The following is a 22,078-nucleotide window of genomic DNA, read 5'->3' on the forward strand; positions in this document are numbered from 1 at the left end:
GGCTGCACTCCAGCATCGACTATCAGACCCCCTATTACGCTCACCAACAGCTTCTTCCACTTAACGCCCTAAACTGTCCAGCGTAACTAGACCACCTCAGCTTTATCCCGAGGGAAAGGTATACGCCGGGTGGTTTTACCTGCGGACCGACCGTTTTCGCGTGTGTCCGTCCGAACGCGACTGCGAAGCCACCACGTACCAAACGACCGTTGAGGGCTTGCCCTTCTGGCGAGTGAGGATTCAAAATGCCCGCTTCTCGCGCGTGTTGTTCATTGGCCCTCTGAATTGGAACCCTACGCTCACCATGCTCAAGTGTGCTTTTGACCCCAATCCAGGAAGGGAATGCCAAATAAAACGACCTACAAATTAGGTGCAGTAATAACGCTCCTAATTTTGAACGAAGCTCGTTTATCTTCGGACCGTTTCACTGAACAGGCTTTCTCTTACTAGCTTGTGAGGCCCTTTCGAGTGAATTTCAATACATAGTTCAGGTAGTATGGCTTACATTCGATCTATATAAATATTTCTCATGAAATGCTCAGGCATGAAATACGCCCTAATGGTCGTTATAGGCTGCTGGACCTGGGGCTGTAAGAAGGCCCCCATGCCTGATGGCAACATTATGCCTCCAACGCTGGACTTTGTATTACTCGACAAACAAGGCAATAACTTATTAAGCAGCACCGCCACGCCAATACAAGTTTCGTCCGTCAATAGCAGTGGTCAGCGCTTTTTTTTAGGCAAGGAATGCAGTGGTGGCGGGTGCACGATGATTCGGGCCGCCAACAATTCTGGTTCGATAATGCCGCGGTATGCTTTCTACTATTCTTCGCTGGGGGCCTCGCTGGCCAGCAGTAACGGCAGCAAAACCTGGTATGTGGAAGTAGACGGCAAGACCGACACGCTCTATTACGACGTGCAGAAAACCAGACCCAACGACCCGAGCTTTAAATACGATGTCAACGCCGTGGTTTTCAATGGGCAAGTTGCGTTGCAAGAAGACCCGGGCCAGCCGCCGCTTTATGTGTTTAGACGCAAGCGCTAGCCTGAAAATTTGGTGTTGGGCACCGGCATCTTCGATGCGGCGGAAAGCTCGACTTATAGCTTATGAAAACCCCTCGTTTTGGTGAACAGGTGCTTGGCCAGGACCGCTACGCGGCTTCTAAAATGAAGTCGGCGGGAATACCCAGGCGCTTGTAGAGGCGCTTGGCCAGGTCTAGGTTGATGCGTCGGCCCTGCAACACGTCGCTCAGGCGCGAGGCCGGGATGTCGAGCAGGGCGGCCAGGTTTTTCTTGTTGAGCTTGCGCCGGTACATCTCCAGCTCCAGCCGGCCCACCAGGGTCTGGGGGGCGGGCAGTTCGTAGCCCTGGCCCTTCTCGTAGGCGCTGATGGCGTCGCGCAGCGCCAGCATGGGCGTCAGGTCGGCGGGTTCGTGGTCCATCCAGGCCGTGAACTGGTCCAGGGCCTGCTGGTAATCGGCGGGGGTGCGAATGTCCATGGGAATCGGCTGCTAAAACGTGAGCGAGTGTACGGCTGGTTAAATGGTGTCGGCGTTGATGCGGTCGTACTGCTGGTGCGTGCCGACAAAGCGGATGAACACGGTGCGGGTGGCGAAGTGCACCCGGGCCACCAAGCGGTAGCGGTTGCCCCGGATGTTGAACACGTAGCGCCCGTCGCGGGTGTAGTCGGCCGTGTTGTAGTCCCGCACCACGTCCGCGTGCCGGGCCCAGTCGCTTTCCTCACGCGTTGGCGTACCAGGCACTCAGCGCTTCTTTCGCGTCGGGGTGCTGCTCCCAAAACTCCCGCAGCGGCTTCTGGGAAATGACGACCATGCCCCAAAGATACCGCGCGGAATTCTATAATTGATAATTTTCTCCTATAATCTGTAAGTGCAAATGCGGCAACTAAGTTCACCCCCATCTACTTTTGCGGTTCCGACCGTTTAGGTAGACTACTTGAAGCAGGAGCAAGCGGTTCTAATAGACCACCTCCCTGCTTTTTCCATTGATGTATTCCCGATGTTCAACTGACCTTAATTGGCCGTTGCGGTCTGGCGAAAACGTTATCACCGTCGAATCAGGAATCACCCACCGTCTATCCTGCCATTGTTGAACGCCCCGTGGACCATGGTTCCGCTTTTTGAAAAGCAGATAAGGACCATTGACGGCATAGGCTCCTGTTGTCTGAATCGCTCCCTGACGGGTAACGCTTTTTAGAACACCACTGCAATGCTGCTTTGCACCGGAATGGGCGCGGGTGATTATAAAGTAGGTGTTGTCGGCATCGTCATCATGCGCATATGATGTTTTAAGGGCAATGTCGTAGCGGTACTTGCCGATGAGCAGCTGGCGCGCGGGACTTGTCTTCCATGTCAGGCCCATATCACCGAGCGCAACTATGGAAAGCAAACAGATTAGAAACCTCATAGTGTCCAATATAAGACTCCTTCAACTGAACAGCGCGCGTTTACCTTTGGACCGTTTTCGTGAACGAAACGAATCACGCGCCTGTGTTCCGCTGCCGCTTACTTTTGGGCCTTATGAGCCAGCCCCTGAAAAGCTTTGCAGATGTCCCCACCACGGCCGTCATCACCACCGTGTATGTTGTGCACCACGGATCGCCCATCCTGTTTGTCGCGCACTACGAAGATGGGTATTGGCAATTCTCGGGCGAAGAAGAAGAGTTGCCTGATGAAGACTTTCTTGTTTTGGCCTTAGCCGAGGTGGTAACATTGGACGGGACCGTCGTAGAAGTGTCCGACCTGCCGAGGGGAGCAGGTGCTACCAGAACAGTAAGTGGAGGCGAATGGGTCATCTCAAAGCTCGTTGATGCTTGATTGCCATCCCCGCTCTGTGTATTGGCGTTGTATGTGGTAAAGCAAACGCTCGTGGCTGTTGCAGAAGTCACTGGTCCGTTCACAAACCAGGTAGGCGAGCAATAGTGCGCGTGTAATAAGCCCGTTTGAGCGCCTTTCTAGCGTCGGTAGGCTCCTTGAACGTTCGATTGGCGCGGTCGAACTGAGTTCTGCAACAGCCACGCTCCTTTAATTGAACGCGCCCTGTGGCTGATCAGGCCCGTTAAGCGGCTTCTAAAATGAAGTCGGCGGGAATGCCCAGGCGCTGGTAGAGGCGCTTGGCCAGGTCCAGGTTGATGCGGCGGCCCTGCAGCACGTCGCTCAGGCGCGAGGCCGGGATGCCCAGCAGCGCGGCCAGGTTTTTCTTGTTGAGCTTGCGCCGGTACATCTCCAGCTCCAGCCGGCCCACCAGTGTCCGGGGCTCGGGCAATTCGTAGCCCTGCCCCTTTTCGTAGGCCCTGATGGCGTCGCGCAGCGCCCGCATGGGTGCCAGGTCCGCGGGTTCGTGGTCCATCCAGGCTGTGAACTGGTCCAGGGACTGTTGGTAGTCGGCTTCGGTGCGAATGTCCATGAGTAAGAAGCTTAATAAAATGGGAGAGAAACAACAAGTCCTCAACGCGGGTGCTCAAACGGTGTCGGCGTCGATGTTGTCGTACTGCTGGTGCGTGCCCACAAAGCGGACGAACACGGTGCGGGTGGCGAAGTGCAGCCGAGCCACCAGGCGGTAGCGGTTGCCCCGGATGTTGAACACGTAGCGCCCGTCGCGGGTGTACTCGGCCGTGTTGTAATCCCGGATCACGTCCGCGTGCCGGGCCCAGTCGCTTTCCTCACGCGTTGGCGTACTAGGCACTCAGCGCTTCTTTTGCATCGGGGTGCTTTTCCCAAAACTCCCGCAGCGGCTTCTGGGAAATGATGACCATACCCAAAGGTACGAAGCGTACTTCTGGAATTGATAATTATCTCCTGAAATCTGTAATTACAGTTTCTAGAAATCAGTTCATCATCTAGAACGTCTCCTCTTGCTCCAGCAGGATAATCAAGTGGAAATAATCACGGTTACGACAGCCCCGTGATGACGCCGTCATCGTCGATATTCATGCCTTCGGAGGCGGGCACGGCTGGCAGCCCGGGCATGCGCAGCAGGGAGCCAAGAAGGGGGATGACAAAGCCGGCCCCGGTGGCCAGCTCAAATTCCCGCACCGTCACGCGGAAACCCACTGGCCGGCCGATGAGCTTTTCGTTGTCGGAAAACGACTTCTGCGTTTTGGCCATGCAGATGGGCAGGTGGGCAAACCCCAGCCGGTTGATGCGGCGAATATCGGCTTCGGCTTTGGGCGAGTAATCCACCCCGGCAGCTCCGTAAATCTCCCGGGCAATGGTCTCGATTTTGGCCTTGATGGGCTGATCCCAGGCGTACAAGGGCCGGAAGTGGTTGGCGCCGCTCGCGATGCTGGCCAGCACGGCCTCAGCCAGCCGGGTGGCGCCCGCGCCGCCCTCGGCCCAGCTGGTGCTCACCACGGCTTGCACCCCCATGTTCTGGCATAGGCGCTGCACCAGGGCCACCTCCTCGGCTGTGTCGCTTACGAAGTGGTTGATGGCCACCACGGGCTGAAATCCGAACTTTTGGGCGTTTTCCAGGTGCTTTTCGAGGTTGATAAACCCCTGCTCGCACCGGGTCAGGTCGGGGGTGTTGATTTCGGCGGGCGGGGCACCGCCGTGATGACGCAGGGCCCGGATGGTGGCTACCACCACCAGGGCCGCCGGCGCCAGGCCCGCGTAGCCGCACTTGATGTTCAGGAATTTTTCAGCCCCCAGGTCGGCGCCGAAGCCGGCTTCCGTCACCACGTAGTCGCCCAGCGAGAGGCCTATGCGGGTGGCCAGCACCGTATTAGTGCCCTGAGCAATGTTGGCGAAGGGCCCGCCATGTACCAGGGCCGGATTGCCTTCCAGGGTTTGCACCAGATTGGGCTGAAGGGCGTCGCGCAGCAGGATGGCCATGGCTGCCTCCGCCTTCAGCTGGCGGGCGTACACGGGCTCGTTGGCGTAGGTGAATCCGACGAGGATGTTGCCGAGCTTGGCCTTCAAATCGGCCAGGCTGGTAGCCAGGCACAGGATGGCCATCACCTCCGAGGCGGCCGTGATGTTGAAGCCGTCGCTGCGCATCACCCCATTGGCTTTGCCGCCAAGGCCGATGATGATGTCGCGCAGGCTGCGGTCGTTTAAGTCGATGACCCGCTTCCAGAGCACGGCGCGTGGGTCGAGGTGCAGCGGGTGGCCCGGCGTGTGGAGGGCGTTGTCAATGAGGGACGCCAGCAGGTTGTTAGCCTTTTCCACCGCACTGAAATCACCTGTGAAATGCAGGTTGATGTCGACCAAGGGCCCCACCTGCGAATGTCCCCCGCCCGTGGCCCCGCCCTTGGCCCCGAATACCGGCCCCACGGAGGGCTCGCGCAGCACGGCAATGGCCCTTTTGCCCAGCTTGTTCAGCCCGTCGCTCAGGCCGATAGACACCGTCGTTTTGCCTTCGCCCGCCGGGGTGGGCGTCATGGCCGTGACCAGGATGAGTTGGGCCCGCGCCATCTTTTCCGCGTCAATCAGCGCCAGCGGCAGCTTGGCTTTGTGCCTGCCGTACAGCTCCAGGTCGTCCTCGGCAATGCCCAGCCGGGCGGCTACGCTCTTGATGGGCGCGAGGGCCACGGATTGGGCAATCGAAAGGTCAGTCATGTACAAAAGAGCAGCGGTTCGAGACTAGTAACAGGGAAGCCCTGCTTTTGTGCGACGCGGCGGCCTTCAAGCGGCGTGAGTGGCACAGTGGCCACACAATATCCGCCCGCCGGGCCTACTCCCGCACTAGGCGCATGGTGCCGGTGGCCCCGTGGTGAAACGACATGATGCCTTTGAAGTGGGCGGCGGGAGCCGGATAGTAGTGATACACGTTGCTGCCGTTGGGTCGCACTTTGACAACGGACGTCCAGGCCGAGGCCGCCCGGTACACCGGGCTTAGCATAGCCCGGGCCGGCATGTCTAGGCGCGTGGGCACGGCAAAGGTGGCGCGCAGGGCCACCGTGGTCTGCCAATGGTCAAACACGAAGCCTACCGGCGTGGGATTAGCCAGCATAGAGGCCGAGGCTTTGGCAGCGTACGTGCCGCCGCCGAAGCCACCGCGCACCGTGAACGGCACGGCTAGCCGTAGCCAAGGTTCGGGCAGAGCAGCAAGCCCGCGAGCAGGCACCGGAGAAGAAATGGGCGCATACCTGTGAGGGTCTGGTGAGCCCAACTCACCTCCGGCAGATTAGCGGGTTTAAGCCCACCGCCCACTAAGCTCGGCCCGGCTGTGATTGGGGCCGCTGTCAGCTAACGGCAGCATCCACCGGCTCACCCCCGCGGCGTAGGCGGAGCCCCAACTGCCGGCGGCGCTGCCGTTTCGCCGGCAGCGGCCGGCGGGGCTTGGCGCCGGGCGATGTAGGCTAGCCGACCGTCGGTGAACACGGTGTGGAAATACACCACGGCAATGGCAAACATGACCGAGAAAACCCCCAGCAGGGCGTTGTAATACACTGGGGCCAGCAGCGAAAACCGGATGAAGACCGTCACGAGCACGAAGGCCGAGTAGCGGAAAATATCGGGGTAGTGCAGCGTGTAGCGGAAGGCCACGAGCAGGAACAGCACGTCGGCATAAATCAGCAACAGGTAAAATCGGTCGATCGACTGCACCCAGTGGCCGGTGCGCAGGGCCTGATACACGTCTTGCCCGATGAGCAGCAACAACGCCACTAGCACCAGCAGGGATATGAACTGCTTGAGTTGCACGAAGCCCGCCTGGTCGCCCTGCTGCGTGATGGCGCGGTGCCGCTGCACCCCGTAGTAGAGCGAGAGCAGCAGAAACACGAGCAATGCTCCGCCACCGTCGGATACCATCTTGTATACTGACTCCAGCTGGCTTTGCAGGGGCCGCTCGAAGTGGTAGTGGGAAAACTCCTTGAACGACGAGCGCAGCAGAATCAGGCTGAGTATTTCAATCTGCTTGCCGATGGAGTTGGCAATGGAATCCGGGATAACAAACACCAGGCTCACCATCTCAAAAAACAGCAGCAGCGTGAACGATACCTCCACTGCCTGTAAAAAATGGCAGCGCCCCAGCAAGCCCGGCATCTCCAGCAGATGCCAGTGATTGACCAACGCCAGTCCCATGCTCAAGCCAAAAGTCACCACTAGCGCCACGCTCAAATAATACGCCGTGCGGCGGCTTTCCCAAAAAGCACGCAGAGGCGGAAAAATGGATTGTACGAGGGCGGTCAGGTACTTCATAAAGCGGGGGCCGGGTTAGTACGGCTCAGCCTAAGTACAGCCCTGCGCCTCAGATGTTAACACGTCATGCCTCCTGCTTTTTGCAATGTGCCGGGGTGAGCTAAAGTGCTTTTGCCCTGGTATTTTCGCCTGCTACCATTGGTGCCGACCGGAGCCACCGATAGCTCGATAGCCAGGCCCCGGCCAGCAGGGCCCCGGCCACCAGCCCACCGCAAAGGAAGGAGCCGGTGGCAAAGCGCGTACCCAGGAAGCCGGCCAGTGGGTAGGCAAAGGCCCACCACAGATGGCTCCAGGCAAAGTGCGCCCGTACACCCGGCCCTGAAATTCCTCGGGCGTCTGTTCGGCAATGATGGGTTGGGTGGTCAGGTTCACCCAGTTCTGGCCGGCCCCGGCCACCAGCCACAGCGCCTGCAGCAGCCCGAGGCCGGCGCGGTTGGCGGGCAACACGGCCAGCGTGGTCAGCAGCGCCCCCACCAACACGAAGGTGGGCCGGGCCAGACGCTTGTCGAGCACGCCGGTGAGCAGCGCGGCCACCGTGGCCCCCATCCCAAAGGCCAACATCACCCAGCCGTCGTGCGTGGTATTGAGCCCCACCCCGGGCAATCTGCACATCGACTTTGTCCAAGTGCAGACCGAGGAAGGAAAGCAGTATCTTTTTGTGGACAGTGACCGTACTAGCAAGTTAGCCTTCGCCGAACTCCATCCGCGCGCTAAGTGGATGGTAGCGGCCGAATTTCTGCGGCGCGTGCTCGACAAGCTGCCCGACAAAGTGGCCTTCTTATAGCAACGAGGGAGTAGAGTTACGGTAAGCTCTTTTGGAAGACAGTGCAAAAAGCTGCAAATTGTTGATTAACAAGGTATGGAAGGTGTATATGCCCAATAATCTCCCAGATGCGGTTCAAAAAAGAATAAGCATTGCTTTTTAGAACTGACTTGTTGAGCCATCTAGATGACCTGTTTTCAACACAAAGTCATATTATCGGCTCCAATTAGTGCCATTGAATGGCCTTTAAAGTCCTTAGCGTAGCTTCATCCCCGCTGCTATAAGTCGGCCAGGCGGGCAAATAGGCGCTTGTGCTGGCGCTCAACTCGCTTGCTTTAGCTGTTCATTGCCAACTGCTTACTATTTTTTGCCGTTCTTTACGGTTCAGCTTACGCCATTACTTGTTTTTCCTGTTTTCCCGCGCCATGCTTGATTTTGCCGCCCTTTTCCTGGCCCAGGCAAACGCCAGCGCGCAGGTGCATTTTGTCTACGACATTGCTGCCGGCCGGGTAATTTTCGTCAACCACGCCTACGAGCAGGTCTTGTTTGGCACCGGTGCCGGCGTCAACGCCGAACTGCCCGCCCTGCTGGCCCGCATTCACCCCGACGACCGGGGTTACCTGGCTGAACATTGGGCGCGGTGGGTACAGGGCGAGCAGTTGAGCGAGATTAACGTCCGGTTACAGCGCGTGAACGAGTCGGCGCAGTGGTTCGCGGCCATCCCCTACTACCACCCGGCGGCGACGGGGGCGTTGCTGGTCTGCACGCTGCACGACATCAGCGCCGCGAAGCACCACCAGGCCAATTCCGACCTGTTCAACAGCCGCAAAAACGTGACGCTGGAAGTGCTCTCGCACGACGCCAGCGGGGCCTTTATCATGATTGAGCAGCTGGCGCAGTACTTGCGCGACGAACTGCCCGCGGCCGTGAAACCCGAGGTCGGGCAGATGCTTAAAATGTTGGAGAACACCAGCCGCGAGAGCGTGAAGATGATTCGCGACCTCATCCGCCTGGAGTTCACGGCGGCCGTGGCCACCAACCTGAAGATTGACCGGGTGGACGTGGGCGAGATCCTGCGCGGGCCTCTCGAGCAGCTGCACATCGGCTACGAGCTGTTGGGCCACCACTTCGCGTATGAGTTGCCGGAGGTGGCCGTGTACGCAAACCTGGACGTGAGCAAGTTCACGCAGGTGGTCATCAACCTGGTGAGCAACGCCATGAAGTTCACCCGCGACGAGGGGCACGTGCGGGTGGCGGTGGTGGGGCTGTTCGACCGGGTGCGGGTGGAAATTTCGGACGACGGCATCGGGATTCCGGCGCCCATGCTGCCGTACCTGTTCGAGCGGTTCACCCGTGCCCGGCGGCTCGGCCTGCGGGGCGAGGAAACGGTTGGCTTGGGCCTGTCGCTTTGCAAAACCATCGTGGAGTGGCACGAGGGCACGCTGTCGGTGGCCAGCACCGAAGGCGAAGGCAGCGTGTTCACCGTGGAAATCCCCTTGGCCGAAGGCGTTGACAGCCGGTTGCCCGACGAGTTGGCGGCCGCCGTCGTTTTTTCCTAACCAAGCAGGGCCACCAGACGAGGCGGATTGCAGCAGGGAATTGGGAAACTGCGTAGGTGGAACGGCGGGTTTTTCCTAAGAAATACGTCTTTCCAGCGCGTAAAAGGCTATTGCTCTGCTTGTGAAAGGCGTTTCGGCAGGGGAAATCTGGGGCATGAAGCCGTCTCTTTCGTCGCAGTTGCGCCCGCCCAGCGTCCTATTTGACACTGAGCACGGCCGGCAACGCTTGGTTACCGTCGCCTTGCGCCTTGCGGAGGGCACCCCTATGATGCCCCAGCCCTACGAACGGATGCTACTCCAGTTCGTGCGCGGAAGCCTGACGCTGGACGAAGTGATAGCTCGTTTGGAGGTCCGCGAGCACGAGTAAGCGGTGCGTTTGGAAGGCCCCCGACCGGGGAAACAGTTCGCCGGGGGCTACGGCGAACGGGGCCGAAGCGCCTGGTAATTGCGGGAAAGCCCTCCTTTCAGCAAACGCAGCGTTTACCTTCGGACCGTTTTCTTAAACGAAAGCCTCTTGATTTGCTAGGTGATCACCCCTATAAATGCGCTTTTACCAGCAAGGCGTAGCAGGTATTCGTAGGCATGAAATTTAGTGTGTTCATCGGACCGTTCCCTGAGAGAAGCCTGTCCGCGGCCCTTCCCATTGGTTTGAGCGCCTTCCCGAATGCGTTGCCAGCCAGCTACTGCCAGGCACCCCGGCGGGTCGTGGCGTTGCGTTGGAAGAGGGCGTGCGTATAGGCCTGCTTTTCTCCTTGGGGCGTTTCATGCACTTCGTCGAAGGCGCACCGCAGCGCGTAATCGGCGCCCAGCAGCGCCGTTAACTCGCCCACGCCATAGGGCTGAACCAGCAAACCGGCATCGGTCAGGGCCGGACTGGACTGTGGCGCGCGCGTAGCCAACAGAACCCAGCCGTGGGCTACGACCATGTGGTCCAACAGACGGCGATACGTCGCCGTTTGGCTAGGACTTGTTAGACCATGCAGCAACGCCCGGTCGTGCCAGAGCAGCACGGGATCAAGCAAGGGCAGGTGCTGCGGGGCCGTCACGTCGTCGACCACCCACAGCACCCGCTCCGCTTGCTCGGGCGGCAGTCGACGCCGGTGCTGGTCCAGGGCGGTAGCGCTCAGATCCGTGGCAATCAGGTTTACGTAGCCCTGGGCCAGCAGCTCATCAAAGAAGGGCGAGAGGCCCGACCCCACGTCGACGATAGGCGCATCGAAGGGCAGGTTGGCGTGCGCGAACAGGCGTACGGAAGCCGCAGCTTGCGGCTGGAACCAACTGGCCTGCTCCGACCGCTGTTGGGCGTAGAGCGTATCCCAGTAAGTGGTCGGGCTGGAAGTAATCATAGACCCCGCTTACGTGAACTAGTCTTTTGAAGCTGAAGTACTTCGAGAAACGCTCGCCCCCATCCGCTGCAAGGCTGCGGCGCGGTGCTAATAGACCCCGGCTTCCGCCTGCTCCAGACAGGAAGCCGGTGGCTCGGACACGTGAGTTGGATTTATTATTACCCAGAGAAGGCACCTTTTGTCTCCGCTGCCTGCCCGCTACATGCGTCGTGCCGCCGGCTGCGCAGCCACTCTTCCGCTTCGGCCACGGCGGAGAAAATCTGGAGCTCCAGCTGGCCCCGCAGGGCCTGCGGGAAGGTGAGTGTCAGCAAGTCGGTGTAGGTATCGGCCTGCACGACATGGGCGATGTAGCGTAGCCCCAGCCGCAGGGCATGGGGCAACCATACCCGTTCGAGCCAATCCACCGAATCAAACCAGGGACCTCGCAAGGCAGAATTGTCGTTGAGCAGGTAGGGGCAGGGCCGCAGGGCGGCGTGGGCCAGATAATTCTCGGCCCCGCGCACGGCCTCCACTGGGTCCACATGCCCGCGCCACGTGGCCCGCAGCCAGCCGTCGGGTTCTTCGAAGGTGAGCGTGCAGCTGCCGCCGTCGGCATTGGATAAAGTGCTGATATGCATGGAACGACTTATAGGACTAGGGGAAGCAGGCGCGGAGAACAATCTGATTCGTTGGCCGCCAACATGTCTCTGCTTGGGATAGCCCCCTGAGCCATGCGCCGGGGCCCACTCGCCCTAGGTGGAGGCGAACCTTCGGCGGCTTGCTATCGGTAGTGCAAAAACCTTCAATGAATAATGGTAGCCAAGCCTGCATTTTCAATTCGATGTTGGTATAAAAAAGCGCGGTTACTGAAACGCGGTGGTGAGCAAGCCCGCCGTGCTGGGCCAGCCAGTCGTGCCACCTACGGTGCGAAGACGAAACCAGGAGCAGCACGTGTGGGACCATGGCCTAGGGAAGATAACAAAGGAAGGGGAAACGTCGAAACGGGCTTATCTCAAGCACAACAGTAAATAGATTTTTCTAAGCTGAACCGTAGTTTTAATCGAGGCAAACAATCGCCCCATAATGGGCATTCATCCCGATATGAAGCACATTGGCCGAATATATTCTGTTTTGCTTAATGAAAATGGCAGTTTTGTTAAACAAAAAAGAATAGTCCTCGTTCTAGAGGCCAACGCTCGTTGCTGCACACAAGCCCTACTATATGAATATACCCTTACTCTCCCGTCTTCAAGCGCTGACTGGCAAGGGCACCCCGGCGGTGGATAGCAAGCAGGTGCAGCGAGCCGAAAAAACTATTCAGGCTATCCGGCAGGAGCTGCCGGAGCTGCTGGCCGTGGCCGTGATCCAAATTGAAACCGGGCAGAGTCTGGCGGCTTACTCCGCCCTGCCAGCGCTCAACCCCGCCAAGGCGGCCGCCCACAACGCGGAGGTCATCAAGCAGAAGCGGCGCGCTATTGCCGCGCTCAAGTTGGCCGATGAACGCATTGACGACATCCTGATTTCGTTGACCACGCAGGCCCACCTGCTGCGCGTGAGCCAGGATGGCGCACGGCTATTCTACCTGGTCGTCGACAACCAGGATACCAACCTGGCCATTGCCCGGACCATTTTAGCGCAACACAGCAGCTAGCTTTTCACCCGTTCCCGTTTTTCTCTTTCTCCATTTTCTCTTTTTCAACTGCATGGCTTACTCTACTACTAACTCCGCCGGCAAGGCGGTTCAAAACATCCTCGATGAGTTGCCCCAGCTGCTGGCCATTGCCATCGTGGATGCCCAATCGGGCATGGTGCTCGCCTCGCATTCCAATTCGCCCGCGCTCAATCCGGAAACCGCAGCCGCCTATAACACCGAAGTGGTGAAGCAGAAGCAGAAGGCGATGGCGGCGCTCAAGCTGTCGGGCGAGGCAATTGATGATATTCTCATTACCCTCACCAACCAGATCCACCTGATCAACCTGGTCGACGGGGGCAAAAAATTCATCTACCTGGCCGTGAACACCCGCGATACCAACCTGGCTATTGCCCGCGACGTGCTTCGCCAGCAGGTCGACCTGCTCAAGTAAAGACCGGGGAGGCCGGCTCCTGTTTCACGAGCCGGCCCCAGGTTTCGCCGCGCGGCAGGGCATTGCCTCTACTGCCCATTTCTTGTTTTCACAGATAGCACCTGCTCGTCGTGGCTGAGCAGAGGGTGTTGTCTGGCTGGTTTTCCACTCATTCTTTCACCTTTCACTCTACCCGCGTATGCAACTCACCGCTTCTCCTTTTGATTCGACTACGGGTACGCTGCTGCCCGTGTACCGGGATGCTTACCTGCGCGGCGATTTGTCGCGCCCCAGCACCCAGGCCGTGGAGGCCTACCTGAAAGCCAACCGGCAGTTGGGCGACGAAACGCTGCTGCGCTTCTACGACATGCACCACCAGGGCGAGTCGGTAAAACCGATCGGCTGGGTGGGCCGGCAGCTGGAGTCTATCCGCACGGAGCCGCAGCGGTTCCGGCGGCGGGCCGCGTCGCTGGTAGCCGGGGCAGCCCTGGTGGCCGGCGCTTCGATGGCGGCCGTGAATCTGCCGGAAGTCAATCTGCCGGAAGTCAATCTGCCCACGGAGGTGCCCACCGTATCCGAGAGGCTGACGGCTTCCCTGCCAAGCGCGGAAGCAGCCGCTGCGTCCAGCCTGCGCATGGTTACGGTGCGGGGCCGCATTCTCGATGAGAATGGCCACCCCCTGGTAGGGGCAACCGTTCTCAACAAAACCACGGGCTGGGGTGCGGGCACCGATGCCAACGGCAACTATACACTAGTGCTGCCTGCTAACCAGGCCCAGCAGCTACAGTACGCGTACGCGGGCTACGCGGAGGATGACATAGCGCTGCAGGGCCGCTATACGCAGAATGTGACGTTGTTGCCAACGAAGCTGCTCACGGCCAAAGCGCCCAAAAAGCATCGTCGCTGGTGGCTGTTCTAGCCCGCTATTAGCCAGCCGAGACAAGCTCCCTGGATACGACCCGTTCCGCTAGCAGCAGGGACGAGCCGTATCCGGGGAGCTTTTCTGTACCTTGCTCCGTGCGTTGCCTGAGAGTTACCCGGCAGCCGCCGCAGGGCTGGTTTTATATGACGTATGGCGCAGTATCTAATTGGTGATTTAGCCCAGATTACGGGTATAAAAGCGCACACGATCCGTACCTGGGAATCGCGCTACGGCCTGCTGACTCCCCACCGAACGGCGAACAATAAGCGCTACTACGACGACGACGATCTGCACCGGCTGCTGCACGTCGCCTCGCTTTGTGGCCATGGCTGGCGCATCTCGCGGGTCATGCAGCTCAGCGAAACGGAAAGAAGCCAGGCCGCGGCGCAGCTGCAGGCCACGGTATCCCCGTCTTTCGCCGCCCGCCTCAATGCCCTGATGACGGCCATGCTCGATCTGGACGAGCCCCGGCTACATTACCTGCTAACGGACGCCATCACCGACCAGGGCCTGGAGCCGGTTATGCTGCATTTGGTGTACCCACTACTGCAACGCATCGGGATGGCCTGGCAAACCGGGGCCCTCAATATTGCCCAGGAACATTTGCTCTCGCAACTGGTTCGGCAAAAGGTGCTGGCCGCGCTCGATGCGTTGCCCTCCTACCCACCGGCGGGCGCGGCCCGGTGGCTGTTGTTTCTGCCCGAAGGCGAAGAACACGAGCTGGCCCTGCTTTTTTTGGCTTATGGGCTGCGCCGGCGGGGGCAACAGGTGCTGTACCTGGGCCAGAGCCTGCCGTTGCCCGATGTAGGGGCGGCCTGCGCCTCATTTAAACCGGGGGTTGTGCTCACGGTGCTGACGGCCGGCATGCTGCCGGAGCGCGTGGGCGAATTTGGGCAGACGTTGCGGGCGCTCTGTCCCGGCTGTCAGCTGCTGTTCTGTGGTTCGCTGGCCCGGCACCTGAGCCCGCAACTACCGCTCAAGGCCGAGTACGTAAGCCGGATAACGGATGTGTTGGAACACCTGGATGCCGGCCGGACTTGGTAGTCCGGTTCAATAGGCGAGCCTTCGGAGCGCATGAAAAAGCGGGGGCAGTCGGGCAATAGGCAAGGCAGCAAGGCGAGCGAGGGCGAATTGGTTCATCGCTTTCCTCCCCCCCCAAACCTTGTTTTCTTACGCCGGCAAAAGGGAGGGGGCATCAACTTGGCGATGGAGGCCCCTAGGTCCGTTGCCTCGCCAGCCAGTCCAAGGCAGCTGCTTCATCGGTGAACCACCCCATCCGTACGCCGTGAACAAAACCGTTCTGTAACTGCCCGTACCCCAACGCCGGCAAGCCGGTCCACACCGGCTCCGGGACCAGGAAGCAAAGGCAAGCTCCCGGCCCCAGCTCCCGTGAGAGGCGGGGAAAGTACTCGTCCCGCATCCAGTCGTGGAGGGCCTGGGGCTGTGCTTGCTGGTGCGAGCGGCCGTCCAGGAGCCAGTACCGGCAGGCGTAGTGGCGGGCCGTGGCCAGCAGCAGCTCGCAGGTCTCCGTAATTTCTTCCGCGCTAAGCCGGCGGCTGTTGGCCCCCCGCAGCAAGGGCGGACACGGCTCATAGGTGATGGCGTAGTGGGCTAAAGTAGATAGGGATAACTCTTTCATCTCCGGCTTCATGCGGTGTAAGGTAGCAACCGCGGATTACAAGCCAAAGCCGGAGCTTGACGCAGGGGACGCGTAAGAGCGAGAATAGCAATGACCGGTTGCCTACTATCTTATAGCCAGATAGGGTACGATAATCGGGCTCTTATCGTACCCTATCAGAAAGATGATAGCTGTTTAAATCACCCTTTACATGTACTCTTTAGCAGAAATTCTCCAACTGGAAGAGCAGCAGCTCGAGCCGGCCTTTCATGCCTACGTAGACCTGTACGGACAGCGCCCGGATGATTACCAAGTCTGGCGACACTTTTACTTTTTCCTCTGGGATACACTTGACCAAGCCCCAGTAGAGTTGTTGGAGCGCCTTGAAGTGGCCGCTCGATTGCGCGCGTTGTTGATAGAAGGGGAATCTCGTTTCGCCACGCGAGCGGACTTTCACTTTTTAGCGGGCTATACCATCGCTATTCTACCGTACGAATTTGGCCCGTTTGACGAGTGGGAACAGAAAGGAAAAGACATGCTCCGCCAAGCGACCATATTGGCCCCAGTGAACCCGATCTATCAGCTCGCCTACTTGGGCAGCCTCCCAGGTTCGACGGCCTCCGTGTATTCACCAGCCTATCAGCAAGCCGTGGTGGACGCGGCTCCCGTGGTCGCCGCTACGTTTCAGGGTAGTGGGCTATTGAATCGCTACTTTCGTCAGGTTTTATCCCGAGTAGACAAGCTTTAAGGGACCGTTTTCCTGAACCACCTAATGCAGTGAGGAGTGTGAGGATGCGTTACGGACAGGTTGGTATTGGTTATCGCCCGTATTTTGCATTGCTCCTGCTATGAAAGACCTGCCTTTTGCGCCGACGTGTGCGCTGCTGATGGGCAGCTTCCTGATAACAAGCTGCTCCTCTGCATCCACGGAGGAAAACGCGTGCACGGCTCCAACGCACGAAGTTCACCTCTACACCACCAACCGGAGCGAGCAAGACACGTTGGCCCCCGTCCGGCTGGTCATCGACGATTCGCTGGTCTTCGCCCAGGTGATTCCACGGCACATCATCAGCGATGAGTGGTTTGCGCGCATGGTTCGTCTCTGCGAGGGGACGCACCGACTCCACGTCGAATTTGGGCGCTACGCCCGGGACACCACGTTTGTGGTTCGGGAAAACATCTCCCTGCTCGCGTCCATGCGCTACGACACCACCTCGTTTGTGATCAAAGAAAGCGGGCTGCGACTCCCCCCTGATCTTCGTGAAAACGGGGTGCATGTTGTCACGCTTGTGCGGGATGGTGACACCAGTGGCCGAGCAGTAAAATAACGCTCCTTTAAGCAAACGACATACGCAGGCCTACACGCAGCTGCGAAGTGACCTCTGTAGGACCGGTTGAGTTTACGAAACTCGTCTACGATTCAAAGTTTACGAAACTCGGAAAGGGGATGAGTTTCGTAAACTCGAAACCGGACGCTTTCCCGGGCCTGGGCAAACAGGATTTTGGGGCAGTAGGGGAGTGCAAAAAGCCCCGTGCTTATCTGGGTTGTGTCCCTTTACGTAATCTATCTTATAGTCCCGAACTCGAAATATGTGCGGGTTTGGTGTTACACTTTTCAATGGCTAAGAATTGTATTTTCTTGACAAGGCTTGCCTTAGCGCAACGGAATTTGTCCGGGTGTACCTTGCGCGCTCTATTTGTCAGCCGTAAGACGCTCCTATGCCCTTTAATTGCTTCTTTCCCCTACGTTTCTGCTGGGTTCTACTATCCTTACTACCTGCCACCGCTGCCGCCCAACTGATTGGGGGGACGATAGTAAACAGTGCTACCCAACAACCCATCCCCTTCGTCAACGTGGGCTTACCCAAACGGGGCCTGGGCACGGTTTGTGACGAGCAAGGCCGCTATCAGCTGCGCTACAACCTCGCGTACGCGGCCGATAGCGTGCGCGTGTCCAGTGTCGGCTACGAGCCGCGGATGCTGCCCTTCGCGGCCTTGCTGGCCGGGGCCAACGTGGGGCTTGCTCCCCTGACCGTCCCCTTGACCGACGTAAACGTCGTGGCCGCTTCGGTCTACTCCCGGACCCGGACGCTGGGGCTGGACAAGCCGGCGCCAATGGTTGATTTCGGCATGATAAGCAACGAACTAGGGACCGAAATCGGTACGCTTATCCATGTGGAGCGACGCCCCTCGCTCGTGCAAAGCCTGCACGTGGTCGTCAAAAAAAACGAAACGACGCCCCTCACGCTGCGCGTGAACGTGTACCGGCTGGACGCCCAGGGACAGCCGACCGCCGAAAAGCTCCTGCAACGCGACGTGCTGTTAACCACGGGTCCCCCAAAAGGCGTCCTCACCGCCGACCTCACCGCCGACCTCACCGCCGACCGGTTGGTCTTGACGGAGGATTGCCTGCTCGCGGTGGAGTTGGTGAAAAGCAGCGGACCCGGCGCCCCTGATGTGTCGAAACTCCGCTTTGGGGGCGCCCTGGGGTACGGCGGGCAATGCTATTTCCGGGTCGCCAGCCAAGGGGCCTGGGGAAAGCCGACCATGAAAAGCAATGTGCCGTTACTAGGGAGGAAATTACAAATCGCTTTTTACCTGACCGTCAAAGATTAACCGCTTTTACGTGTTGCAAACGACCGTTTACAGCACGTAACAGGGGCTACTGCTTAGTTGGCCTTTGCCTCCTTATACTCTTGGACCGCCAGGTACATGCTCACATTGACCGGAAGGCTCCGCCACTCCGCCTCGCTTTTGTCGCGCACGAGCACGCGGTGGCCCACCGACGGAAAGGCGCCCGGCCCGCTCAGCGCCCCGCTCTGGGGGCCGCTTCCGGGAACTAGTTTCTCGCCTTGCAGCCATTGGATGCCGGCCGCCACAGTCTGGCCTTTGCGCAACTGTATGTTGTAGGCCCGCAAATCCAGGGTAGCCCAGCCGGTTTGCTGACGGGGCAGCGTAAACTGAATGTCGTCGGTGAGCAGCTGCCGCGTGGGCCGGCCCTCGGTCAGCTCGTACAGCACAAACCGGAACCGGACGGGCTGGAAATCATTCTGGCTGACGTAGAAGCGAAAGCTGTCGACGTAGCAGCTGCGGCGCACCGGCAGGACCGTCGCCACTTCCCAGCCGCGCTCGTCGCGGGCGACGGTCAGGGTGGAGTCCCGGATTTTGGTGGTCCAGTAGGCCATCCCGCCCACCGCGTTGCGGCCCAGAACAGCCGGCTGTAGTTGGGGGTGACGCACCCGCACTTCGCCCAGGGCCTGGGCCAGTGGCGGCAGGCGCCACACGCCCTCCGCCCGCCGCAGCTGGCTCACCGTCAGCCGCACGGCCCGAAAGCCGATGCAGGAAATAATCACAGAGTCAGTGCCAGGCAAGGCAGTGGGCACGGCAAACGCGAAGTACCCGCGTTCATCGGTCGTTGAGCCCAGCGCCTTGCCCCTGATGCCCACGGTGGCAAAAGCTATTGGTTTGTCAGAAGATGCAGCCAGAACCCGCCCTTTCAACTCCTGTGCTTGCAACGCCAGGCTAACCCAAAAACAACCGGCAAGCGCCAACAAGACAACTCGTACTCGCATCATATAATCAGTTAAAAGTGCCGTGCATTTATCAGGGGTAAGGAGCTAATAAGCTAACGAAAGGTTGGGTGCTGTTAAACAAATAGGGCGAGTTTAAAAACCGTCTAAGATTCAAAGTTTACGAAGTAGCCCACAGAGATACGTTTCGTAAACGCTCAAAATGGAGCCTAGTCCCTGGCAAAGTGCTATGCTGGCACTAGGCCGCGCCGAGAGGCCAAAACCACCACGATTCCAAGGGTGCTCTTATAAGATGAATTATGTACTTGAAATAAAAGTAGAAGCACTGCCTAGTTCGTACTGGTAGCTTTTCTTGCTTTTGTTCTGTTAGATAATTTATCCTGTAACCGCCATATTGGAGTCCGTTCGATTTTCTTTCCCACTGCCCCTACCTCATTAAATGAGGTGCTTTGAAAAAGCAGCGTCGAAAATTGCGATTTTTGCCTCCTACAACTTGCCTTTCGCTGCTCAATGCCCCCAGACGACGCCTATGCCTGCGACTACTTAATTATCGGCGGTGGTGCCGCCGGGCTCAGCTTGGCCTATCACCTGGCCCAAGAACCCCGTTTGGCAGATAAGCGGGTGGTCGTGGTCGAGCCGGAGTCGGTCAAGGCCAATGACCGCACCTGGCGCTATTGGGCCACGGGTTCTACCCCTTTTGAGGCCGTCGAAGCCCACCGCTGGGCCAAGCTGGTGCTGCGGACCCCGACGTACGAACACGTGTTTGGGTTGGGCCCGTACCGCTACCGCATGGTCCGGGCGCAGGACTTTTACACCCACGTGCACCAGGTGCTCGCCGCCCGGCCCGCGCAGTTCACCTGCCTTTCTGGGCGCGTCGTGGCGTTAACCGAGGTGCCCGGCGGGGTATGCGCCCGCCTCGCCGATGGCCAGTCGCTGCGCGTGCGCTATGCCTTCGATAGCCGCTTGCCTGCCCTGGTTCGAGAGCCCACCCGCTACCGGTACCTAGAGCAGCACTTTCGGGGCTGGGAAGTAGAAACGGACCACGACGCGTTCGACCCCGATACCGTGCAGTTCATGGACTTTCGGGTGCCCCAGCGCGGCCAGGCCCGGTTCGTGTACACCCTGCCGTTTTCGAAGCGCCGGGCCCTGGTGGAATTTACCGTGTTTTCGCCCCAACGCCTGCCAGTGGAGGAATACGAAACCGAGTTGCGCCGCTACCTGGCCGCGCAGCTGGCGGGCCAACCATACCGCATCGTGGCCGAAGAAGGGGGCAGCATTCCCATGACCGACCACCCCCTGCCGGCGCGGGCCAGCGCCCACGTGCTCAACCTGGGCACCCGGGCCGGGCGCGCAAAGCCGAGCACGGGGTACACGTTTGCCCGCATCCAGCGCCACTCGGCGCGGCTGGTGCAGGCCTTGGCCACCACGGGTTACCCGCCCGTGGACGCGACCGGAGACCGTTGGCAGTTCCGGCTCTTCGATACGCTGCTGCTGGACGTCATTCAACGCCACGGGGACCAGCTCGGGGGCATTTTCGCCGACCTATTTCACCGCAATGCCGTGCCACGGCTCTTTGCCTTTCTGGACGAGCAAACTTCGTGGCGGGAGAACTATTATATCATGCGTTCCGTGACCCCGTGGCCCTTTCTGCAGGCATTGGGCAGAGTATTGTGGAGCAGAACAGGTAAGCGCCCATAGACGAACACAGTTGGCCTTGGTTAAAAGCTTGGTACAAAGGTTAAACGAGTTGTCCCTCGGCGGGCGTGTCAAGGCGTCCATCTGTGGGGAGGCGGGAGCCAGAAAGGTGCAGTGGCTGTTGCAGAACTATCACACTCGTTCGACGAGTGCTCACAACTAGTACGGTTAGCTGCAAAAAGCTGCTTTATCGCCAGTTTGAGGCCTGGCTTGGCCGCCAGAGGTCTCACGCGAGACCTCGAGTGAAGTTCTGCAACAGCCACGAGCGTTTGATTATTACTTATATTGAAGCTGTTTAGGAAGTAGGTTCGCCGATGTAGAGACGCATAGTTGTTTCTCGTCGTTGAACGAAAATTGCTGGTATCACTCAACGACAAGACGAAACTATGCGTCTCTACGCCGTTTTGGCGACTTTCTTAATAGCTTTTTAGTAATCGATTTCAAAGAAACGGCCGTCGCCAACAACATACTTATGTCGTTAAAACAAGTTTTATGGTGCGGGTTATTTATCGTGGCGAGCTGCAAGAAGGCAGCCGTCGACCCCAAGCCGCTCACCCCTGAGCAACTGCTGGTCGGAACCTGGCAGACACAGCGATACGTGAGAACAGAAACTGCCTCAGACGGGCGCATTGTCCGCCAGGACAGCACCCTCTATTTCGCTCAGAATCCAGGGGCTTCCGTGTTTTTCAACGCCGACGGGACCCTGCAATCGCCCAGCCCCTCCATTGTGGCGACCTATCGGTTTGACCCGCCATTCCTTACCTACTTCTACAACAGCCAGCCGATTGGGGCCACCACTACGAACAAGGTGTTACAGCTTACCGCCCAAAAGCTGGTAATAGAAGCCAAAACACCAACCACTACTTCGACCATCACGGAAACCCGCTCCTATAACCGATGAGTCTTGGCAATCAACACCTTCCGGTCACGCCGGTACAGCACAAAGAACTGCAGGGTGGCCACTTCTTTCAAGCGCGGAAACTCAACCACCCAGGCTTCTTGCTCGAACACGCGGGGGGGGGGCGAAGCACCGAATTGAGAAAGGCGCTCCGCATACGTAAACGGGCATCCTTATAGGCGCGTGCGGCGGTGTCTTGTACCGCCCCTGTAGGCACGGCGGCCGGCTCTGTGTACTGCCGATGTGGGGGGGGGGGGACGGGTCGGGCCCGCTCTTTGTCCATCGCGTGTCGAAGGGCCACCAGCCACTTCTGTGCACGAGCTTCGTTGGCCGGCGGACCGGCGCGTAACGGCGAGAAGGTAAGGCCCTACCCCATGACGCCAAGCAGAAGCACAGAAGCATTTTTCACCTTCAAAACTAAAACGTGCACGGTTTACGCAAACGGTCCGAAGGTAAACGAGCTAACCGCCAGTAGCTGCCACTAACGAACGTGGCTGAACGACTAGGAACACTCCCCGGCACCCTAGAGGCGATGCTCAACC

General features: G+C 59.0%; 27 protein-coding genes. 14 read left to right on the forward strand and 13 right to left on the reverse strand.

Annotated elements, in window-relative coordinates; translation table 11 throughout:
* The first annotated feature begins 544 nt into the window (after window positions 1–544).
* Entirely contained in the window at window positions 545–1,045 is a 501-nt protein-coding gene (locus tag CDA63_RS20630) for a hypothetical protein (RefSeq protein ID WP_126546943.1), read from the forward strand.
* A 106-nt stretch (window positions 1,046–1,151) separates the two neighbouring features.
* Here CDA63_RS20630 and CDA63_RS18255 read toward each other — a convergent pair whose 3' ends face one another.
* The 3 genes from CDA63_RS18255 to CDA63_RS18265 all read right to left on the reverse strand — a co-directional run bounded on the left by CDA63_RS18255 (window position 1,152) and on the right by CDA63_RS18265 (window position 2,409).
* Complete coding sequence (locus CDA63_RS18255; protein ID WP_019949164.1) at window positions 1,152–1,499, reverse strand: transcriptional regulator; 348 nt, start codon at window positions 1,497–1,499, stop codon at window positions 1,152–1,154.
* A gap of 39 nt (window positions 1,500–1,538) precedes the next feature.
* Window positions 1,539–1,763: a type II toxin-antitoxin system HigB family toxin gene (locus tag CDA63_RS18260; RefSeq protein WP_242434742.1), complete on the reverse strand. Its 225-nt coding sequence runs from the start codon at window positions 1,761–1,763 to the stop codon at window positions 1,539–1,541.
* A 214-nt stretch (window positions 1,764–1,977) separates the two neighbouring features.
* Window positions 1,978–2,409, reverse strand: a complete 432-nt coding sequence (locus CDA63_RS18265; protein WP_126546944.1) for a hypothetical protein — start codon at window positions 2,407–2,409, stop codon at window positions 1,978–1,980.
* Window positions 2,410–2,540: 131 nt separating this feature from the next.
* Here CDA63_RS18265 and CDA63_RS18270 point away from each other — a divergent pair, with 131 nt between their 5' ends.
* Entirely contained in the window at window positions 2,541–2,837 is a 297-nt protein-coding gene (locus CDA63_RS18270; protein ID WP_088465899.1) for a hypothetical protein, read from the forward strand.
* 241 nt (window positions 2,838–3,078) lie between these two features.
* Here the strand turns inward: CDA63_RS18270 and CDA63_RS18275 are convergent, their stop codons facing one another.
* The 6 genes from CDA63_RS18275 to CDA63_RS18300 all read right to left on the reverse strand — a co-directional run bounded on the left by CDA63_RS18275 (window position 3,079) and on the right by CDA63_RS18300 (window position 7,775).
* Entirely contained in the window at window positions 3,079–3,426 is a 348-nt protein-coding gene (locus CDA63_RS18275; protein WP_088465900.1) for a helix-turn-helix domain-containing protein, read from the reverse strand.
* A 54-nt stretch (window positions 3,427–3,480) separates the two neighbouring features.
* Complete coding sequence (locus CDA63_RS18280; RefSeq protein WP_088465901.1) at window positions 3,481–3,705, reverse strand: type II toxin-antitoxin system HigB family toxin; 225 nt, start codon at window positions 3,703–3,705, stop codon at window positions 3,481–3,483.
* Between the two features lie 206 nt (window positions 3,706–3,911).
* Window positions 3,912–5,579 (reverse strand): formate--tetrahydrofolate ligase, encoded by a 1,668-nt coding sequence (locus CDA63_RS18285; RefSeq protein WP_088465902.1) that lies wholly within the window; start codon window positions 5,577–5,579, stop codon window positions 3,912–3,914.
* 115 nt (window positions 5,580–5,694) lie between these two features.
* Window positions 5,695–6,087, reverse strand: coding sequence for a hypothetical protein (locus tag CDA63_RS18290; protein WP_126546945.1), 393 nt, complete (start codon window positions 6,085–6,087; stop codon window positions 5,695–5,697).
* A 143-nt stretch (window positions 6,088–6,230) separates the two neighbouring features.
* Window positions 6,231–7,163, reverse strand: coding sequence for a hypothetical protein (locus tag CDA63_RS18295; RefSeq protein ID WP_088465904.1), 933 nt, complete (start codon window positions 7,161–7,163; stop codon window positions 6,231–6,233).
* Window positions 7,164–7,295: 132 nt separating this feature from the next.
* The gene (locus CDA63_RS18300; RefSeq protein ID WP_242434743.1) at window positions 7,296–7,775 is read right to left on the reverse strand and encodes an MFS transporter; all 480 of its coding nucleotides are present in this window, start codon (window positions 7,773–7,775) and stop codon (window positions 7,296–7,298) included.
* Window positions 7,776–7,821: 46 nt separating this feature from the next.
* On the opposite strand from CDA63_RS18300, the gene CDA63_RS21670 reads away from it, so the two are divergent.
* From CDA63_RS21670 to CDA63_RS18310, 3 genes are all read left to right on the forward strand, one after another.
* Window positions 7,822–7,947, forward strand: coding sequence for a hypothetical protein (locus CDA63_RS21670; RefSeq protein ID WP_262490676.1), 126 nt, complete (start codon window positions 7,822–7,824; stop codon window positions 7,945–7,947).
* Window positions 7,948–8,351: 404 nt separating this feature from the next.
* Complete coding sequence (locus CDA63_RS18305; protein WP_126546946.1) at window positions 8,352–9,485, forward strand: sensor histidine kinase; 1,134 nt, start codon at window positions 8,352–8,354, stop codon at window positions 9,483–9,485.
* A gap of 154 nt (window positions 9,486–9,639) precedes the next feature.
* Window positions 9,640–9,852, forward strand: coding sequence for a hypothetical protein (locus CDA63_RS18310; protein ID WP_088465906.1), 213 nt, complete (start codon window positions 9,640–9,642; stop codon window positions 9,850–9,852).
* 313 nt (window positions 9,853–10,165) lie between these two features.
* Here CDA63_RS18310 and CDA63_RS18315 read toward each other — a convergent pair whose 3' ends face one another.
* Window positions 10,166–10,831: a class I SAM-dependent methyltransferase gene (locus CDA63_RS18315; protein ID WP_088465907.1), complete on the reverse strand. Its 666-nt coding sequence runs from the start codon at window positions 10,829–10,831 to the stop codon at window positions 10,166–10,168.
* 158 nt (window positions 10,832–10,989) lie between these two features.
* Complete coding sequence (locus CDA63_RS18320; RefSeq protein ID WP_088465908.1) at window positions 10,990–11,448, reverse strand: hypothetical protein; 459 nt, start codon at window positions 11,446–11,448, stop codon at window positions 10,990–10,992.
* A 584-nt stretch (window positions 11,449–12,032) separates the two neighbouring features.
* On the opposite strand from CDA63_RS18320, the gene CDA63_RS18325 reads away from it, so the two are divergent.
* From CDA63_RS18325 to CDA63_RS18340, 4 genes are all read left to right on the forward strand, one after another.
* Window positions 12,033–12,461, forward strand: a complete 429-nt coding sequence (locus CDA63_RS18325) for a hypothetical protein (protein ID WP_242434744.1) — start codon at window positions 12,033–12,035, stop codon at window positions 12,459–12,461.
* Window positions 12,462–12,513: 52 nt separating this feature from the next.
* Window positions 12,514–12,894 (forward strand): hypothetical protein, encoded by a 381-nt coding sequence (locus tag CDA63_RS18330; protein WP_088465909.1) that lies wholly within the window; start codon window positions 12,514–12,516, stop codon window positions 12,892–12,894.
* Window positions 12,895–13,072: 178 nt separating this feature from the next.
* Entirely contained in the window at window positions 13,073–13,792 is a 720-nt protein-coding gene (locus CDA63_RS18335) for a carboxypeptidase-like regulatory domain-containing protein (RefSeq protein ID WP_088465910.1), read from the forward strand.
* Between the two features lie 153 nt (window positions 13,793–13,945).
* Window positions 13,946–14,839 (forward strand): MerR family transcriptional regulator, encoded by an 894-nt coding sequence (locus tag CDA63_RS18340; protein WP_088465911.1) that lies wholly within the window; start codon window positions 13,946–13,948, stop codon window positions 14,837–14,839.
* Between the two features lie 172 nt (window positions 14,840–15,011).
* Here CDA63_RS18340 and CDA63_RS18345 read toward each other — a convergent pair whose 3' ends face one another.
* Complete coding sequence (locus tag CDA63_RS18345) at window positions 15,012–15,434, reverse strand: hypothetical protein (RefSeq protein WP_126546947.1); 423 nt, start codon at window positions 15,432–15,434, stop codon at window positions 15,012–15,014.
* Window positions 15,435–15,624: 190 nt separating this feature from the next.
* Between CDA63_RS18345 and CDA63_RS18350 the strand changes: the two genes are divergently transcribed.
* The 3 genes from CDA63_RS18350 (at window position 15,625) to CDA63_RS18360 (ending at window position 18,029) form a co-directional block, all read left to right on the forward strand.
* Window positions 15,625–16,161, forward strand: coding sequence for a hypothetical protein (locus CDA63_RS18350; RefSeq protein ID WP_088465913.1), 537 nt, complete (start codon window positions 15,625–15,627; stop codon window positions 16,159–16,161).
* A 100-nt stretch (window positions 16,162–16,261) separates the two neighbouring features.
* Window positions 16,262–16,741 (forward strand): hypothetical protein, encoded by a 480-nt coding sequence (locus tag CDA63_RS18355; protein ID WP_088465914.1) that lies wholly within the window; start codon window positions 16,262–16,264, stop codon window positions 16,739–16,741.
* 391 nt (window positions 16,742–17,132) lie between these two features.
* Window positions 17,133–18,029, forward strand: coding sequence for a carboxypeptidase-like regulatory domain-containing protein (locus tag CDA63_RS18360; RefSeq protein ID WP_088465915.1), 897 nt, complete (start codon window positions 17,133–17,135; stop codon window positions 18,027–18,029).
* Window positions 18,030–18,082: 53 nt separating this feature from the next.
* Here CDA63_RS18360 and CDA63_RS18365 read toward each other — a convergent pair whose 3' ends face one another.
* Window positions 18,083–18,988 (reverse strand): carboxypeptidase-like regulatory domain-containing protein, encoded by a 906-nt coding sequence (locus CDA63_RS18365; RefSeq protein WP_088465916.1) that lies wholly within the window; start codon window positions 18,986–18,988, stop codon window positions 18,083–18,085.
* A 465-nt stretch (window positions 18,989–19,453) separates the two neighbouring features.
* On the opposite strand from CDA63_RS18365, the gene CDA63_RS18370 reads away from it, so the two are divergent.
* Window positions 19,454–20,641 carry an FAD-dependent oxidoreductase gene (locus tag CDA63_RS18370; protein ID WP_088465917.1) on the forward strand — a complete coding sequence of 396 codons (1,188 nt, stop codon included), beginning with the start codon at window positions 19,454–19,456 and terminating at the stop codon, window positions 20,639–20,641.
* A 469-nt stretch (window positions 20,642–21,110) separates the two neighbouring features.
* Window positions 21,111–21,539: a hypothetical protein gene (locus CDA63_RS18375; RefSeq protein WP_088465918.1), complete on the forward strand. Its 429-nt coding sequence runs from the start codon at window positions 21,111–21,113 to the stop codon at window positions 21,537–21,539.
* Window positions 21,540–22,078 lie beyond the last annotated feature (539 nt).

The organism is Hymenobacter amundsenii (assembly GCF_002204745.1).
GTDB lineage: Bacteria > Bacteroidota > Bacteroidia > Cytophagales > Hymenobacteraceae > Hymenobacter > Hymenobacter amundsenii.

Coding starts and splice junctions, on each gene's coding strand:
- CDA63_RS20630 (WP_126546943.1), top strand. CDS start 545: ATGAAATACGCCCTAATGGTCGTTATAGGCTGCTGGACCTGGGGCTGT.
- CDA63_RS18255 (WP_019949164.1), bottom strand. CDS start 1,499: ATGGACATTCGCACCCCCGCCGATTACCAGCAGGCCCTGGACCAGTTC.
- CDA63_RS18270 (WP_088465899.1), top strand. CDS start 2,541: ATGAGCCAGCCCCTGAAAAGCTTTGCAGATGTCCCCACCACGGCCGTC.
- CDA63_RS18275 (WP_088465900.1), bottom strand. CDS start 3,426: ATGGACATTCGCACCGAAGCCGACTACCAACAGTCCCTGGACCAGTTC.
- CDA63_RS18285 (WP_088465902.1), bottom strand. CDS start 5,579: ATGACTGACCTTTCGATTGCCCAATCCGTGGCCCTCGCGCCCATCAAG.
- CDA63_RS18295 (WP_088465904.1), bottom strand. CDS start 7,163: ATGAAGTACCTGACCGCCCTCGTACAATCCATTTTTCCGCCTCTGCGT.
- CDA63_RS18300 (WP_242434743.1), bottom strand. CDS start 7,775: ATGTGCAGATTGCCCGGGGTGGGGCTCAATACCACGCACGACGGCTGG.
- CDA63_RS18305 (WP_126546946.1), top strand. CDS start 8,352: ATGCTTGATTTTGCCGCCCTTTTCCTGGCCCAGGCAAACGCCAGCGCG.
- CDA63_RS18310 (WP_088465906.1), top strand. CDS start 9,640: ATGAAGCCGTCTCTTTCGTCGCAGTTGCGCCCGCCCAGCGTCCTATTT.
- CDA63_RS18315 (WP_088465907.1), bottom strand. CDS start 10,831: ATGATTACTTCCAGCCCGACCACTTACTGGGATACGCTCTACGCCCAA.
- CDA63_RS18320 (WP_088465908.1), bottom strand. CDS start 11,448: ATGCATATCAGCACTTTATCCAATGCCGACGGCGGCAGCTGCACGCTC.
- CDA63_RS18325 (WP_242434744.1), top strand. CDS start 12,033: ATGAATATACCCTTACTCTCCCGTCTTCAAGCGCTGACTGGCAAGGGC.
- CDA63_RS18330 (WP_088465909.1), top strand. CDS start 12,514: ATGGCTTACTCTACTACTAACTCCGCCGGCAAGGCGGTTCAAAACATC.
- CDA63_RS18335 (WP_088465910.1), top strand. CDS start 13,073: ATGCAACTCACCGCTTCTCCTTTTGATTCGACTACGGGTACGCTGCTG.
- CDA63_RS18340 (WP_088465911.1), top strand. CDS start 13,946: ATGGCGCAGTATCTAATTGGTGATTTAGCCCAGATTACGGGTATAAAA.
- CDA63_RS18345 (WP_126546947.1), bottom strand. CDS start 15,434: ATGAAAGAGTTATCCCTATCTACTTTAGCCCACTACGCCATCACCTAT.
- CDA63_RS18350 (WP_088465913.1), top strand. CDS start 15,625: ATGTACTCTTTAGCAGAAATTCTCCAACTGGAAGAGCAGCAGCTCGAG.
- CDA63_RS18355 (WP_088465914.1), top strand. CDS start 16,262: ATGAAAGACCTGCCTTTTGCGCCGACGTGTGCGCTGCTGATGGGCAGC.
- CDA63_RS18360 (WP_088465915.1), top strand. CDS start 17,133: ATGCCCTTTAATTGCTTCTTTCCCCTACGTTTCTGCTGGGTTCTACTA.
- CDA63_RS18365 (WP_088465916.1), bottom strand. CDS start 18,988: ATGATGCGAGTACGAGTTGTCTTGTTGGCGCTTGCCGGTTGTTTTTGG.
- CDA63_RS18370 (WP_088465917.1), top strand. CDS start 19,454: ATGCCCCCAGACGACGCCTATGCCTGCGACTACTTAATTATCGGCGGT.
- CDA63_RS18375 (WP_088465918.1), top strand. CDS start 21,111: ATGTCGTTAAAACAAGTTTTATGGTGCGGGTTATTTATCGTGGCGAGC.